Origin of the sequence: Streptomyces sp. CAU 1734 (genome assembly GCF_039888735.1) — a bacterium.
Classification (GTDB): Bacteria; Actinomycetota; Actinomycetes; order Streptomycetales; family Streptomycetaceae; genus Streptomyces.
Window position 1 is genome coordinate 394,676 of record NZ_JBDQQP010000002.1, and the last position, 14,904, is coordinate 409,579.

Sequence of the window (14,904 nt, forward strand, 5' to 3'; positions counted from 1 at the left end):
CGGATCTTGGTCCGGCCAGGTGAACGAGGACCGCGACGCGGGAGCGGCGGCCCCCGTTCCCCCGCTTCGTCAGGGTAGAAACGGTTCCTCGGAGAGGAACACGGGTGGGGCGGGTGGGACTCGAACCCACGGCCGACGGATTATGAGTCCGCTGCTCTAACCGGCTGAGCTACCGCCCCTAACGGCGCGTCGCGCACAAATGTGCGCGCCGTCTGCCGCAGCATAGCCGCTCATACGATCTCCCGCCTCGGATGGTCGGCAACGCTCAACAGTAAGGACCGTGTTGCCGCCTGTGCGGTTCCCGGTCCTGCCCAGAACATACGAAAAAGGACCCCGAGGGGTCCTTTTCCCGCATGTGCTCCCCCGGCTGGACTCGAACCAGCAACCCTCCGGTTAACAGCCGAATGCTCTGCCAATTGAGCTACAGGGGACCGCGCTCCCCCGACTGGACTCGAACCAGTAACCTGCCGGTTAACAGCCGGCTGCTCTGCCAATTGAGCTACAGGGGATTGCTTGGCTTGCACCGAACGTACCCACCTGGGGCTTCCCGGAGGGCGTGCGTTCGCTGCGACACATACATTAGCGCAAGCAGGGGGGTGCTTCGCCAATCGGTATGGCTCCGAGTGATCACGGGGTGGGCCGGGTAGGCGGCCGGGCACCGAACGCACACCAGCGAAGGGTGGCAGGACCATGCGGTACAAGCTCACGTTCGTTCTCGGAGTCGCCGTCGGCTATGTGCTCGGGACCCGGGCCGGTCGCGAGCGGTACGAGCAGCTGCGGAAGTCCGTGCGGGAGTTCTCCCAGAACCCCGCCGTCCGCAACGCGGCGGAGTCCGCGGCGCAGAACGGCCGCCAGGTGGCGGGCAAGGCGTTCCACGCGGTGAGCGACAAGGTCGGCGACCGGCTGCCCGAGTCGGTGTCGGAGCGGGTGCGGTCGCTGCGGGAGCGGGGTTCGGCGCGCGAGGACGACTGGGGAACCAGTAACACCTGACGCCGGACCTCCGGACACTTCCCCGGTGGGGCAGAATCTCCCCCATGGGGATAGTCGCGGGGCTGGACAGTTCATCCGCCTTCACACAGATCGTCGTCTGCGACGCGGACACGGGAGCCGTGCTGCGGCAGGGTTACGCCGCGCATCCCGTCGATCCGAAGGCCGGCGAGATCGATCCGCAGGCATGGCTGCTCTCCCTCGGCGAGGCCGCGGCCGGCGGACTGCTGGAGGGCGTGCAGGCCATCGGCGTCTCGGCGCAGCAGCACGGCATGGTCGCCCTCGACCAGCAGGGCTCGCTCGTCCGTCCCGCGATCCTCGGCGGCGACAAGCGCGCCCAGGTCGCGGCGGCCGATCTGATCGAGGCGCTCGGCGGCAGGCAGGCATGGGCCGAGGCCGTCGGATCCGTACCGCGGGCGGCCCTCCCGGTGGCGAAGCTGCGCTGGCTGGCGCGGGACGAGCCGCAGTCGGCCCAGCGGGTCGCCGCCGTGCTCCAGCCGCACGACTGGCTGGTGTGGCAGCTGCTCGGGCGGCCGGTCCGGCGGACCACCGACCGGGGCGGCGCCTCCGGCACCGGGTACTGGTCGGCGGGGAGCGGGGCGTACCGGCCCGATCTGGTCGAGCTCGCCCTCGGCCACCAGTGCGCGCTGCCCGAGGTGCTCGGCCCCGCCGACGCCGCCGGGACCACTCCCGAGGGGCTGCTGATCTCCGCCGGGACCGGCGAGACGATGGCCGCCGCCTTCGGGCTGGGGGTCGGTGTCGGCGATGCGGTGGTCTCCCTCGGCGCCTCCGGTTCCGTGATGGCCGTGCACCATGAGGCACTCGCCGACCCCAGCGGAATGATCACCTCGTACGCCGACGCGACGGGGATGCACCTGCCGGTGGTGCACACCAGCAACGCCGTGCGGGCGCTGCGCGGCACCGCCGAGATGCTCGGTCTCGACGATCTCGAAACCCTCTCCGAGCTGGCGATGAAGTCCACTCCCGGCTCCTGCGGGCTGGTCCTGCTGCCGTATCTGGAGGGCGAGCGCACCCCGCGGCTGCCGCACACCGCCGGGACGCTCTGCGGTCTGCGCCGCGAGTCGATGAAGCCGGAGCATCTGGCGCGGGCGGCCTTCGAGGGGATGCTCTGCTCGCTCGCCGACGCCATGGACGTACTGCGCGGACGCGGTGTGGAGGTGCGCCGGGTCTTTCTGCTGGGTGCCACCGCCGGGCTGCCGGCCGTGCAGTCCGCGGCCCCCGGCATCTTCGGCGCGCAGGTGGTCGTGCCGCAGCCGGCGGATTACGCGGCGCTCGGTGCCGCGCGCCAGGCCGCCTGGGCGCTCGGGGTCTCCCGGGGGACGCTCTCGCCCGCCGCGCCGCCGGTCTGGCAGGACGCGGCCGTACAGCTGCTGGAGCCCGGCGAGGAACTGGCCGTGGGCCAGGCGGTGCGCCAGCAGTACGCGGCGACGCGTGATCAGCTCCACCCCGGGGCGTTCGCGCCGTACTCCCTCTGACCGCTCCTTCCCCTTCCTCACCGCCGCCCCCCGCCGCTCACGGCAGGGGGCGGTCCGCATTGCCCTGGTAAACGGGCGCTCGGACGCATCCGGCACGGCCGCCGCGACCCCGCACCGCGCCCGTCTTGACCGGGCTTTGAATCAAACCCTTGGGGATCACACCCCCCGGTGACGCAAGATGGGAACGCCCCCCGAATCCGTCATCCCTCCGACGTGCCGTCCCGCCCCCGCCGGGACGCCCCGCCCCCGCCGAATCACCCCCGCCGAATCCGAGAGACAGCGCGTGCTGATACGACTGCTGCGGAGACATCTGACTCCGTACAAGAAACCGATCGCCCTGCTGGTGGTCCTGCAACTGCTCCAGACCAGCGCAACCCTCTATCTCCCCACCCTCAACGCCGACATCATCGACAACGGCGTGGTGAAGGGGGACGCCGGCTACATCCTCGAACTCGGCGCGGTCATGATCGCCATCAGCGTGGTTCAGGTGGCCTGCAACATCGGCGCCGTCCACTACGGCGCCCGGACCGCCGCCGCCCTCGGGCGCGACATCCGCTCCGCCGTCTTCGACCGGGTGCAGAGCTTCTCCGCCCGTGAGGTCGGGCACTTCGGGGCCCCCTCGCTCATCACCCGGACGACCAATGACGTCCTCCAGGTCCAGATGCTGGTCCTGATGGGGTTCACGCTGATGGTCTCCGCCCCGATCATGTGCGTCGGCGGCATCGTGATGGCCCTCGGCCAGGATGTGACGCTCTCCGCCGTGCTGCTGGCCGTGGTCCCGGTCCTCGGCATCGCCGTCTCGGTGATCGTGATCAGGATGCGTCCGCTCTTCCGGACCATGCAGGAGCGGCTCGACACCGTGAACCGCGTGCTCCGGGAACAGATCACCGGCAATCGCGTCATCCGCGCCTTCGTCCGCGACGAGTACGAGAAGGGCCGGTTCCGCGAGGCCAACACCGGGCTGACCGATGTCTCGCTCGCCACCGGGCGGCTGATGGCCCTGATGTTCCCGACCGTGCTGACGCTGGTGAACGTCTCCTCCGTCGCCGTGATCTGGTTCGGCGCGCACCGGGTCGCCGACGGCGCGATCCAGATCGGCGCGCTCACCGCGTTCCTCGCCTATCTGATGCAGATCGTGATGGCCGTGATGATGGCCACCTTCATGTTCATGATGGTGCCCCGTGCCGAGGTCTGCGCCGAGCGGATCGAGGAGGTGCTGCTCACCGAGTCGAGCGTGGTGCCGCCCGCCGCCGGAGTGCGGGAGCTGCCCAGGCATGGGCACCTGGAGATACGGAATGCCGAATTCAGCTATCCCGGGGCCGAGGAATCGGTCCTGCGCGACATCACCCTGGTGGCGAGGCCGGGCGAGACCACCGCGATCATCGGCTCGACCGGCAGCGGAAAGTCCACCCTCCTCGGCCTGGTGCCCCGGCTCTTCGACGCCACCGGCGGCTCGGTGCTCGTCGACGGCGTGGACGTGCGCGATCTCGACCCGGCGCTGATGGCCCGGACCGTGGGTCTCGTCCCGCAGAAGCCGTATCTCTTCTCCGGAACCGTGGCGAGCAATCTGCGGTACGGCCGGCCCGACGCCGGCGACGAGGAGCTGTGGCAGGCGCTGGAGGTGGCGCAGGCGGCCGAATTCGTACGGGCGCTGGACGACGGTCTCGACGCCCCCGTCGCACAGGGCGGCACCAATGTCTCCGGCGGGCAGCGGCAGCGGCTGGCAATCGCCCGCACACTGGTGCAGCGGCCCGAGATCTATCTCTTCGACGACTCCTTCTCCGCGCTGGACTACGCCACGGACGCCGCGCTGCGGGCGGCGCTGGCGCGCGAGACCGCCGAGGCGACCGTGGTCATCGTCGCCCAGCGGGTCTCCACCATCAGGGAGGCGGACCGGATCGTGGTCCTGGACGAGGGCCGGGTCGTGGGCACGGGCACCCATCGGGAGCTGATGTCCGGCAATGAGACCTACCGGGAGATCGTGCTCTCGCAGCTGACGGAGGCGGAGGCCGCATGAGCGGGCCGGGTGGACGCATGATGGTGGGCTCGGCCGAGCGCTCCATGGATTTCAAGGGCTCGGTCGGGCGGCTGCTGCGGCAGCTCGCCCCGGACCGGGTGCTGATCTGGCCGATGCTGGCGGCAGCCCTGCTGAGCGTCGCGTTCTCGGTGGTCGGCCCGCTGGTGCTGGGGCGGGCGACCGACCTCGTCTTCGCGGGCGTGGTCGGCCAGGAACTGCCCGCGGGCGGCACCAAGGCCGAGGCGGTCGAGGGGCTGCGGGCGGAGGGCGAGAAGGGGGTGGCGGATGTCCTGACCGGGGTCGACTTCACCCCCGGCGAGGGCATCGACTTCGACGCCGTCGGACGGGTGCTGCTGCTGGCCCTGGTGCTCTTCCTGGTCTCCGGGCTGCTGGCGCTGGTGGCGACCCGGCTGTCGATCACGATCATCAACCGGACCGTGTTCCGGATGCGGCGGGACGTGCAGGCCAAGCTGTCCCGGCTGCCGCTGTCGTACTTCGACCGGTCCAAGCGCGGTGAGGTGCTCAGCCGGGTCACCAATGACATCGACAACATCTCGCAGACGCTTCAGCAGTCGATGGGGCAGCTGATCAATTCACTGCTGACCATCGTGGGCGTGCTCGGGATGATGTTCTGGGTCTCGCCCCTGCTGGCGCTGGTCGCGCTGGTGACCGTACCGGTGTCGATCGTGGTGGCGACCCGGGTGGGCAAGCGCTCCCAGCCGCACTTCGTCCAGCAGTGGAAGACGACGGGGCAGCTCAACGCCCATGTCGAGGAGATGTACACCGGCCATGCGCTGGTGAAGGTCTTCGGGCGGCAGAAGGAGGCGGCCGAGGGGTTCGCCGAGCAGAACGAGGCCCTGTACGAGGCCGGCTTCCGCGCCCAGTTCAACAGCGGGATGATGCAGCCGCTGATGTTCTTCATCTCCAATCTCAACTATGTGGTGGTGGCGGTCGTCGGCGGACTGCGGGTGGCCTCGGGCACCCTGTCGATCGGCGATGTGCAGGCGTTCATCCAGTACTCGCGGCAGTTCTCGATGCCGCTGACCCAGGTCGCGTCGATGGCGAATCTGGTGCAGTCGGGCGTGGCCTCCGCCGAGCGGGTCTTCGAGCTGCTGGACGCCGAGGAGCAGGAGCCGGACAGCGCCGATGCGGTGAGCCCCCGCCGGCCGGCCCCGGTGGACCTGGTGAAGGGCGCCGCCGGCGGGGCCGGGAACAAGGCCGCCGGGCGGGTCTCGCTGGAGAGGGTCTCCTTCCGTTACGACCCGGAGAAGCCGCTGATCGAGGATCTGTCGCTGGCCGTGGAACCCGGTCACACGGTCGCGATCGTCGGTCCCACGGGTGCCGGGAAGACCACCCTGGTCAATCTGCTGATGCGGTTCTACGAGGTCACCGGCGGCCGGATCAGTCTCGACGGGGTCGATGTCGCGAACATGTCGCGGGACGATCTGCGGTCGGGGATCGGGATGGTGCTCCAGGACACCTGGCTCTTCGGCGGCACGATCGCGGAGAACATCGCCTACGGGGCCGCCGAGTCCCGTGAGGTGACCCGGGCCGAGATCGAGGAGGCGGCGCGGGCGGCGCATGCGGACCGTTTCATCCGGACGCTGCCCGACGGCTATGACACCGTGATCGAGGACGACGGCTCCGGGGTCAGCGCGGGCGAGAAGCAGCTGATCACCATCGCCCGGGCGTTCCTCTCCGATCCGGTGATCCTGGTGCTCGACGAGGCGACCAGCTCGGTCGACACCCGTACCGAGGTACTGATCCAGCAGGCGATGGCGCGGCTGGCGCACGGGCGCACCAGCTTTGTCATCGCGCACCGGCTCTCCACCATCCGGGACGCCGATGTGATTCTGGTGATGGAGAACGGCGCGATCGTCGAACAGGGCACGCACAAGGAGCTGCTGACGGCGGGGGGCGCGTACGCCCGTCTGTACTCGGCGCAGTTCGCGGAGGCGGTGGCCGAGGTCGACTGAGGCCCGCGGGGAGTACGCACCCGGCCGCGGCGGGGGTGGTACGGAGAAGGGCCCGCGCGGTACGGGGAGGTCCGCGCGGGCCCTGCGGCTCGGCCGGGCGCCGCTGCCCGGCCGGGCGCCGCAGCTCGGCGGCTCGGGCGACGCCCGGGCCCGGCCGGGCCCGGCGACCCGGCCGACACTCGGCCGGCGCTCAGTCCAGATAGCCGCGCAGCTGGTCGGCGAAGGCGTGGTCGCGCAGTTTGCCGAGGGTCTTGGACTCGATCTGGCGGATGCGTTCCCGGGTCACCCCGAAGATCCGGCCGATCTCCTCCAGTGTGCGCGGCCTGCCGTCGGCCAGCCCGTAACGGAGCTGGACCACCTTCCGTTCGCGCTCGCCGAGGGTGGAGAGCACCGCCTCCAGGTGCTCGCGCAGCAGCAGGAAGGCGGCCGATTCCACGGGCGAGGCGGCATCGCCGTCCTCGATCAGATCGCCGAGCGCGACATCGTCCTCCTCGCCCACCGGCGCGTGGAGGGAGACCGGCTCCTGCGCCAGCCGCAGCACCTCGCTGACCCGCTCGGGCGCGAGGTCCAGCTGCGCGGCGACCTCCTCGGGGGTGGGTTCGCAGCCGCGCTCCTGGAGCATCCGGCGCTGTACCCGCACCACGCGGTTGATCAGCTCCACCACATGGACGGGCACCCGGATGGTGCGGGCCTGGTCGGCGAGGGCCCGCGACATGGCCTGGCGGATCCACCAGGTGGCGTACGTGGAGAACTTGTAGCCGCGCGCGTAGTCGAACTTCTCCACCGCCCGGATCAGGCCGAGATTGCCCTCCTGGACAAGGTCGAGCATGGTCAGCCCGCGTCCGACATAGCGCTTGGCCACCGAGACGACGAGCCGCAGATTGGCCTCGATCAGCCGGCGCTTGGCCATCCGGCCGAGCACGACCAGCCGGTCGAGATCGACGGCGAGCGGGGAGTCGTTGATGTCGGGGGTGTTGCTCAGCTTCTCCTCGGCGAAGAGGCCGGCCTCCACCCGGCGGGCGAGTTCCACCTCCTCGACGGCGGTGAGGAGGGGAATTCTGCCGATCTCCCGCAGATACTGGCGGAACAGATCGGATGAGGGGCCGCCGCTCTCGGCGCGCGCGGCGGAGAGCGGTTCCCGGTCGGCCGTCTCCTCGACCAGCTCCGCGGCCGGTTCTCCGGGGGATTCTCCGGGCGGGTCCGCGGCGGCCGTGTCCCGGGCCGGATGCGGCATCGTCTCGGGGTGACCGGCGGGCGGACCCTGGGACGGGACGGTCTTGGCGATGGTCTCGGTCCCGGCCAGGCCCTCGGCCAGTCTCTCGGTCGGGGTCTTCGTCTGTGTCTCGGTCAGGGTCTGGGTCCGGGTCTGCACGGGGGCGACCTCCAGGGTGATCGCTGCCGGTCGGGGGCGTGCGGCAGCGGGACGGGGGCGGCCGGGCCCGCTGTCCGTCCCGTACACGATGAGCGGATCCGCGGGGTGGGCGGTCGGCCTCCATGGGCCGGCCGCGCTCCGAGGACTCAGGCACCGCACCCAGTGTGGGGTACGACACACAGCTGCCACGAGGGGCGTGCGTGGACTTTCTGAGACCCGTGCGTGACCGTGCGGTTACGCGAATCGGCCATCGGGGGTGGACCGGGGCCGGGAAGGGGGTGCGCGGAGCACGGGCGGGGCATCGGCGGGGCGCCGGCGGAAGCAGGGCGGCCGGGGCCGGGAAGCGGATGCGCGGAACACGGGCGGGGCATCGGCGGGGCGCCGGCGGAAGCAGGGCGGCCGGGGCCGGGAAGCGGATGCGCGGAACACGGGCGGGGCCTCGGCGGGGCGGCGGGGGAAGCAGGGCGGCCGGGGCCGGGGCGCCGGGCGGTCAGAGTGCCGCGGCGCCCTGGTTGCGGAGCGACTGGCCGTACTGCTGAAGCACCCAGAGCTCGTTCTGCACGGCCGTGTGGCGCTCGGGGTCGGCTCCCTGGCCCAGCCGGGCGAGGGAGCCCTGGACATCGCCGATCCTGCGGTCGACCGCGCGCAGCCGGACCCGGACGAGCTGCTCCCCCGCATAGCTCTCGTCGACCGTCCGGCAGTGGATCGCCTCCACCGCCAGCTCGGTGACCAGGGCGCGCACGGTGTCATCGGGGGCGGCGTCGCGGACCCGGGCGAGATAGCCGGAGCCGTCCGCCGTGCCCTGTTCGGCACCGCCCGCCTCGGCGATGGTCTCGCGGACCGCCGCGTACGGAGGCGCGGTGAATTCGTCCACGCCATAGGCGTCGAAGGCCGGGGAGACCAGCTCGGGGCGCTGGAGCGCGAGTTTGAGGAGCTCGCGCTCGGTGCGGTGGGCGGGGCTGCGGAGATTGAGCGCGGGCCCGGACGCGGCGGCCGGGCCCGCGGAGCGCTGGGGCGGGGCGGCCCCCCGGGCCGGCGCGGGTCCGCGGCCACCCCGGTCGCGGGCCCAGCGGGCGAGCTGGGAGACCCGCTTCACGACGAACTGGGTGTCGAGGATGCCGACGATCCCGGCGAGCTGTACGGCCGATTCGTGCTGGATCGCGATGTTCTTGATCCCGCCGACGATGGGCGCGGCCTCGTCCAGGGCGGCGGCCCGGCCGGCCGGGGTCTCCAGATTGTGCCGCTGGACGACCTGGCGGATGGCGAATTCGAAGAGCGGGGTCCGGGTGGAGACGAGATCGCGGACGGCCTCGTCGCCCTCGGCGAGCCGGAGATCGCAGGGGTCCATGCCGTTGGGGGTGATGGCGATGGAGGTCTCGGCGGCGAACTTCTGATCGTCCTCGAAGGCCCGCAGGGCGGCCTTCTGACCGGCGGCGTCGCCGTCGAAGGTGAAGATCACCTCGGCGGTGGCGTTGTCCATCAGCAGCCGGCGGAGGATCTTGATGTGATCGCCGCCGAAGGCGGTGCCACAGGTGGCGACGGCGGTGGTGACACCCGACAGATGGCAGGCCATCACATCGGTGTAGCCCTCCACGACCACGGCCCGGCTGGTCTTGGCGATCTCCTTCTTGGCGAGATCGATGCCGTACAGCACCTGGGACTTCTTGTAGATGCCGGTCTCGGGGGTGTTCAGATACTTGGGGCCGTTGTCGCTCTCGTGGAGCTTGCGGGCGCCGAAGCCGACGACATCACCGGAGATGTCGCGGATCGGCCACATCAGCCGCCCGCGGAAGCGGTCGATCGGTCCCCGGCGGCCGTCCTGGGAGAGACCGGAGAGGATCAGCTCCTTGTCGGTGAACCCCTTGCCGCGCAGAAAGCGGGTGAGATGGTCCCAGCCCTGCGGGCTGTAGCCGACGCTGAAGTGCTGGGCGGCGGCATGGTCGAAGCCGCGCTCGGCCAGGAATTTCCGCCCGGCCTCGGCCTCGGCGGAATTCTCCAGCTGGTCGATGTAGAACTGCGCGGCGATCTTGTGGGCCTCGACCAGCCGGATCCGCTCGCCCCGCTGATTGCTGGGGTTGTACCCGCCCTCCTCATACCGGAGGGTGATGCCGGCCTTGGCCGCCAGCCGCTCGACCGTCTCCGAGAAGGTGAGATGGTCGATCTTCATCACGAAGGCGATCGTGTCGCCGCCTTCCTGGCAGCCGAAGCAGTGGAAGAGCCCCTTGCTCGGGCTGACCTGGAAGGACGGGGACTTCTCGTCGTGGAAGGGGCAGAGCCCCTTCAGATTGCCGCCGCCGGCGGGGCGGAGCTGGAGGTACTCGGACAGGACGGCGTCGATCGGGACCGCGTCCCGAACCGCCTTGACGTCGTCATCGTTGATCCTGCCTGCCACGTGTGAATTCTACGGTGGTTCGCCCGCGACTCCCGTCGGCTGTGGACAACTCCGCCCCGCCGGCGAGCGGGATGATCCGCCCGCCGGCGGCCGGAGGGCTCCCGCCGGACCCCACCCGGAGCCCTCCGCTCACCCGGTGAGGGCTGTGAGCGGCACCGACGGGTCGCCCAGGGCGTCGGGGTCGATCACCGCCCCGGAGCGGATCAGCTCCTGAACGGGGGCGGTGACATCCCACACATTGACATTCATCCCCGCGAGCACCCGGCCCTCCTTCAGCCAGAAGGCGATGAACTCCCGCTTTCCGGCGTCACCGCGCAGCACCACCTGGTCGTACGACCCGGCCGGCGCCCAGCCCGAGTACTCCAGGCCGAGGTCGTACTGGTCGGAGAAGAAGTAGGGCACCCGGTCGTAGGAGACCTCCTGGCCGAGCATGGCGCGGGCGGCGGCCGGACCGCCGTTCAGGGCGTTCGCCCAGTGCTCCACGCGCAGCCGGGCGCCCAGCAGCGGATGGCGGGCGGCGGCCACGTCCCCGGCGGCGTGGATGTCCGGGTCCGAGGTGCGCAGGGAGGCGTCGACGGCGATTCCGCCGCCGTCCGCCCGGTCGGCGAGGGCGAGCCCGGCGGCCTCGGCGAGGGCGGTGCGCGGGGCGGCGCCGATCGCGGCGAGGACATCGTGGGCGGGAAACTCCTCGCCGTCGTCGGTCCGGACGGCGAGCACCATGCCGTCCTGGCCGATGATCTCGGTGAGGCGGGCGCCGAAGTGGAAGCGGACGCCGTGGTCCTGGTGCAGTTCGGTGAAGAGCTGGCCCAGCTCCGGTCCGATGACCTGGTGCAGCGGGGTCGGTTCCGGCTCGATGACGGTCACCTCGGCACCGTAGCCGCGGGCGGCGGCGGCGACCTCCAGGCCGATCCACCCCGCCCCGGCGATGACCAGCCGGCCATTGTCCCGGCCGAGGGAGGCGAGCACCCCGCGCAGCCGCTCCGCGTGGGCGAGCCGGCGCAGATGGTGGACGCCCGCCAGCTCCGTACCGGGCACGCCCAGCCGGCGCGGCTCGGATCCGGTGGCCAGCAGCAGTTTGTCGTAGTGGAGGACGGTGCCGTCGCCGAGGCGCACGGTCCTGGCGGCCCGGTCGATGGAGACGACCTGGAGGCCGAGGTGGAGCTCGACATCGGCCTGCGCGTACCAGGTGGGCTCGTGGACGAAGACGGAGCCGCGCTCCGCTTTGCCCTGGAGGAGCGCTTTGGACAGGGGTGGGCGTTCATAGGGATGGTCGCGCTCGTCGCCGATGAGGATCACCCGTCCGCGGAATCCCTCGCTCCGCAGGGTCTCGGCCGCCTTGGCCCCCGCGAGTCCACCACCGACAATGACGAAGGTCCGATGTCCGTCGACCACTTGATGCCTCCGCGTTTCTGGGTCTTCCGCTTCCCGCGTCTTCCGCATTCCCGGACTCCGCCGACCGGACTCCGCCGACCGGGTTCCGCTTTCCGGGCCGGCCCGCCGGCGGTGCCGCCGGTCGGTACGGTCCCCCACGGTTCCCGGCGGCCGAGTCCGGATCTTTCCGGTTCCGCGCCCGCACGTCTTCAGCGAGCGTCCCTCACGGAGCGATATGGCGGAAGAGGGAGTGACCTTGGCGTGTCTCGCGGCGGCGGTCCCCCGGGCCGGCTCAGCGGCTCAGCGCCGGGCCGTGAGCTGGGCGTGCAGGGTGCGGGCGGAGGCGTCGGTGAGCGAGGCGAGCTGATCCACAATCACCCGACCGCGCGCCCGGTCGTCGCGCGCCGCGGTGAAGAGGGTGCGGAATTGCGGTTCGAGGGTGTCGGGTGCGCGGGCGGTGATGGCCTCGGCCAGCTCGGCCAGCACGATGCGCTGATCGGCCCGCAGCGCCTCCTGGTCCGCGCGCTGCATCACATAGCGGTCGGCGACGGCCTTGAGAACCGCGCATTCGAGGCGGGTGGCGCGGGGGACGACCAGCTCGGCCGCGTACCGGGTGAGGGGGCCGGTGCCGTGGGCGTCGCGGGTGGCGCCCTCGGCGGAGAGACAGAATCGGCCGATCAGCTGGCTGGTGGCGTCCTTGAGCCGGGCCTGGGCGATGGCCGATCCGTCGTAGTGGTGGGGCCACCACTCCTGGTCGATGAGCCGGTCCAGCGCTTCGGAGAGCTCGCCGGGCTCGGTGCCGGGGCTGGCGTAGCGCTCGATCGCCACCCGCCATATCTCGGCCCGCTCGGGTTCGGCGAGCAGCAGATTGGGGTCGATGTGCCCGGCGTGGAGGCCGTCCTCGAAGTCGTGCACCGAGTAGGCGACGTCATCGGCCCAGTCCATGACCTGGGCCTCGAAGCACTTGCGGTGCTCGGGGGCGCCCTCGCGGATCCAGGCGAAGACGGGCAGGTCGTCGTCGTACACACCGAACTTGACGGAGCCGGGGTCGGTGGGGTGGCCGCCGCGGGCCCAGGGGTATTTGGTGGCGGCGTCCAGGGTGGCCCGGGTGAGGTTGAGGCCGACGCTGACCTGTTCGCCGTGTTCGTCGCTGATGAATCGCTTCGGTTCGATCCGGGTCAGCAGGCGCAGCGACTGGGCATTGCCCTCGAAGCCGCCGCACTCCTTGGCGACCTCGTTGAGCACGGCTTCGCCGTTGTGCCCGAAGGGCGGATGGCCCATGTCGTGGGAGAGACAGGCGGCCTCGACGAGGTCGGGGTCGCAGCCGAGGGCCGCGCCGAGCTCCCGCCCGACCTGGGCGCACTCCAGGGAGTGGGTGAGCCGGGTGCGCGGGCTGGCGTCCCAGGCGCGGTTGCGGGTGCCCGGGGTGACGACCTGGGTCTTGCCCGCGAGCCTGCGCAGGGCGGACGAGTGCAGTACGCGTCCGCGGTCGCGCTGGAAGGCGGTCCGGCCGGGGCGTTTGTCGGGCTCGGGGGCCCAGCGGTCGGTGGCCGCGTCGTCGTAGGAGCCGCGGGCGCCGTACACGCCATGGGCGTGCGTGGCCTCCGATGCCTCCGATACGTCGGAGGTGTTCGGGACGCCGGGGGTGTGAGGGCCGGGAGGAGTGCTGGTGGTGCCTGCCATGTAGCGAAGGTATCCGGCCGATGTGACAGATGGGTCCCGGGTGGGCCGGGTGGAGGCCGGTTCCCGGCCGGATATCGCCCCTGGGGCTGGGGTGGTGATGGAGGCGGATGGCCCGGCGGAAGGGAGATCACCGCAGGTGGGAGGGTGTGGTGGTCACTTTCCGTGGTGGGGACGGGGGTAGGCGGTGGGTGTTCGCGGGCGTTGGTCACGGTTCGGGGCCCGACGGGGTCGCGCGCCGGGGCCCGGGGGCGGAGTCCTGGGGGAGACGGCGGGTGTCAGCTGTCCCGGGTCCCGGGGACGGCGGGTGTCAGCTGTCCCGGGTCCCGGCGGGGGCCGCGGCGGACGGCTCCGGGCAGGGGGGCGGGCCGTCGGCCGGCCGGCGGTCTCTGCGGGTGCCGTTGAGGCGGACGGTGCCGAGCTGGGCACCGAGTTGAGCGGTGATGAGGGTCAGCAGCCGCGCGGTGGTGTCCAGCGGCGGTGCCTCGCGGAGGTGTGCCGGCTTCGTCATGGACCGATCCTGACGGGCCCGGGTTGCGCCGTTGTTGCGCGGCGGTGACGGGGGACGGCGGGGGCCGGGCCGGGGCGGGGTTCGCCGGCCGCGAGCCGAGGGTTTTCCACAGGCCGGTACTCCCGGCGGCCCGCTGTCAGACCCCTCACCTAGTGTGATCGTCATCGAAACCGGTACGTCGGGGAGGCGGTCTTGCCATGGGCTGGATCGAGACAGACAGCGGTGACTACACCGTGGCGCTGGACGGCGCGAGTGTGGTGTGCAGAAATGCGGCGGGGCGGCCGCTGAAGCAGGTGCCGCCCAAGCTGAAGGACGATTCCGCGGTGGTGCGGCTGCGGCAGCTGGCGGAGTGGCTGGAGCGGCATGAGCGGGAGTGCCGGGAGCAGGTGGACACCTGGCTGGTGCGCTCGCTGCCGGTGCCGGCGGTTCTGCTGGCCCGGGTGTGGCCGGACGCGGCCTGGCGGTCGGCGCTGCGGGATCTGGTGATCGCCCCGGTGGGGCCGGACGGCGCGGCGGACATGACGCGCGCCGGTCTGCTGCGGGACGCGGACCCGGACAAGGGTCTGGGAGTGGTCGATCTGGACGGCGATTCGGTCCGGCTGGAGTGCGAGAGCGTGCTGATCCCGCATCCGGTGCTGCTCGAAGACCTGGACGACCTGCGGGAGTTCGCGGTCGAGCTGGGTGTGGACCAGAAGGTGGAGCAGTTGTTCCGCGAGGTCTGGCGGCGCCCGGACGAGGTCACCGGCACGGAGTGGAAGGCGTACGCCTCGGGGAAGTTCGACCGGCTGCGGCATGTCACCGCGCGGGCGGTGGCGCTGGGCTATCGGGTGCGGGGCGGTCAGGCGCTCTGTCCGCTGGTGGAGGGCGGCAGGGTGCTGGAGGCGGCGTACTGGCTGGGGTCCGACTATCCGGACGCCGAGGCGTACACGGGGTCTCTGGAGTGGCGGGACCGGGAGGGGCGGCGGCTGCCGCTGGCCGAGGTGGGGCCGGTGGCCTGGTCGGAGGGCGAGCGGATGGCCGCACTGCTCTTCGCGGGCCGCGCGGTGGCGGAGGAGCAGGGGGAGCTGCGGTGAGCGGGACGGACGGCACCACGGTGCGGGGC

General features: G+C 71.6%; 9 protein-coding genes, 3 tRNA genes and 1 pseudogene. 5 read left to right on the forward strand and 8 right to left on the reverse strand.

From position 1 onward, the window contains the following. Nucleotides 1–105: 105 nt before the first annotated feature. The 3 genes from AAFN69_RS05460 to AAFN69_RS05470 all read right to left on the reverse strand — a co-directional run bounded on the left by AAFN69_RS05460 (nucleotide 106) and on the right by AAFN69_RS05470 (nucleotide 509). A tRNA-Ile gene (locus tag AAFN69_RS05460) sits at nucleotides 106–179 on the reverse strand. A 179-nt stretch (nucleotides 180–358) separates the two neighbouring features. Continuing rightward, a tRNA-Asn gene (locus AAFN69_RS05465) sits at nucleotides 359–431 on the reverse strand. Between the two features lie 5 nt (nucleotides 432–436). Beyond that, a tRNA-Asn gene (locus AAFN69_RS05470) sits at nucleotides 437–509 on the reverse strand. A gap of 181 nt (nucleotides 510–690) precedes the next feature. On the opposite strand from AAFN69_RS05470, the gene AAFN69_RS05475 reads away from it, so the two are divergent. The 4 genes from AAFN69_RS05475 (at nucleotide 691) to AAFN69_RS05490 (ending at nucleotide 6,476) form a co-directional block, all read left to right on the forward strand. Then, complete coding sequence (locus tag AAFN69_RS05475) at nucleotides 691–990, forward strand: YtxH domain-containing protein (protein ID WP_347727122.1); 300 nt, start codon at nucleotides 691–693, stop codon at nucleotides 988–990. A gap of 44 nt (nucleotides 991–1,034) precedes the next feature. Then, nucleotides 1,035–2,483, forward strand: a complete 1,449-nt coding sequence (locus tag AAFN69_RS05480) for an FGGY family carbohydrate kinase (protein WP_347727123.1) — start codon at nucleotides 1,035–1,037, stop codon at nucleotides 2,481–2,483. Nucleotides 2,484–2,766: 283 nt separating this feature from the next. Next, nucleotides 2,767–4,500 carry an ABC transporter ATP-binding protein gene (locus tag AAFN69_RS05485; RefSeq protein WP_347727124.1) on the forward strand — a complete coding sequence of 578 codons (1,734 nt, stop codon included), beginning with the start codon at nucleotides 2,767–2,769 and terminating at the stop codon, nucleotides 4,498–4,500. Then, nucleotides 4,497–6,476 carry an ABC transporter ATP-binding protein gene (locus AAFN69_RS05490; RefSeq protein ID WP_347727125.1) on the forward strand — a complete coding sequence of 660 codons (1,980 nt, stop codon included), beginning with the start codon at nucleotides 4,497–4,499 and terminating at the stop codon, nucleotides 6,474–6,476. The genes AAFN69_RS05485 and AAFN69_RS05490 overlap by 4 nt, the downstream gene beginning before the upstream one ends. Nucleotides 6,477–6,666: 190 nt before the next feature. Here AAFN69_RS05490 and AAFN69_RS05495 read toward each other — a convergent pair. The 5 genes and pseudogenes from AAFN69_RS05495 to AAFN69_RS05515 form a co-directional block, all read right to left on the reverse strand. Beyond that, nucleotides 6,667–8,002, reverse strand: a pseudogene (locus AAFN69_RS05495) (RNA polymerase sigma factor). 336 nt (nucleotides 8,003–8,338) lie between these two features. Next, nucleotides 8,339–10,240 (reverse strand): DNA primase, encoded by a 1,902-nt coding sequence (gene dnaG / locus AAFN69_RS05500; RefSeq protein WP_347727126.1) that lies wholly within the window; start codon nucleotides 10,238–10,240, stop codon nucleotides 8,339–8,341. 129 nt (nucleotides 10,241–10,369) lie between these two features. Beyond that, the gene (locus AAFN69_RS05505; protein ID WP_347727127.1) at nucleotides 10,370–11,632 is read right to left on the reverse strand and encodes an FAD-dependent oxidoreductase; all 1,263 of its coding nucleotides are present in this window, start codon (nucleotides 11,630–11,632) and stop codon (nucleotides 10,370–10,372) included. A 279-nt stretch (nucleotides 11,633–11,911) separates the two neighbouring features. Next, nucleotides 11,912–13,294, reverse strand: coding sequence for a deoxyguanosinetriphosphate triphosphohydrolase (locus AAFN69_RS05510; protein ID WP_347727128.1), 1,383 nt, complete (start codon nucleotides 13,292–13,294; stop codon nucleotides 11,912–11,914). 307 nt (nucleotides 13,295–13,601) lie between these two features. Beyond that, nucleotides 13,602–13,802 carry a hypothetical protein gene (locus AAFN69_RS05515; RefSeq protein WP_347727129.1) on the reverse strand — a complete coding sequence of 67 codons (201 nt, stop codon included), beginning with the start codon at nucleotides 13,800–13,802 and terminating at the stop codon, nucleotides 13,602–13,604. A 197-nt stretch (nucleotides 13,803–13,999) separates the two neighbouring features. Here AAFN69_RS05515 and AAFN69_RS05520 point away from each other — a divergent pair, with 197 nt between their 5' ends. Beyond that, a complete protein-coding gene (locus AAFN69_RS05520; RefSeq protein ID WP_347727130.1) occupies nucleotides 14,000–14,875 on the forward strand; it encodes a DUF4132 domain-containing protein in 876 nt (291 codons plus the stop codon). Nucleotides 14,876–14,904: the final 29 nt, after the last annotated feature.

Bases quoted from the DNA above. Each gene is read 5' to 3' on its own strand.
- AAFN69_RS05475 (WP_347727122.1), top strand. From the start codon at position 691: ATGCGGTACAAGCTCACGTTCGTTCTCGGAGTCGCCGTCGGCTATGTG.
- AAFN69_RS05480 (WP_347727123.1), top strand. From the start codon at position 1,035: ATGGGGATAGTCGCGGGGCTGGACAGTTCATCCGCCTTCACACAGATC.
- AAFN69_RS05490 (WP_347727125.1), top strand. From the start codon at position 4,497: ATGAGCGGGCCGGGTGGACGCATGATGGTGGGCTCGGCCGAGCGCTCC.
- AAFN69_RS05510 (WP_347727128.1), bottom strand. From the start codon at position 13,294: ATGGCAGGCACCACCAGCACTCCTCCCGGCCCTCACACCCCCGGCGTC.
- AAFN69_RS05515 (WP_347727129.1), bottom strand. From the start codon at position 13,802: ATGACGAAGCCGGCACACCTCCGCGAGGCACCGCCGCTGGACACCACC.
- AAFN69_RS05520 (WP_347727130.1), top strand. From the start codon at position 14,000: ATGGGCTGGATCGAGACAGACAGCGGTGACTACACCGTGGCGCTGGAC.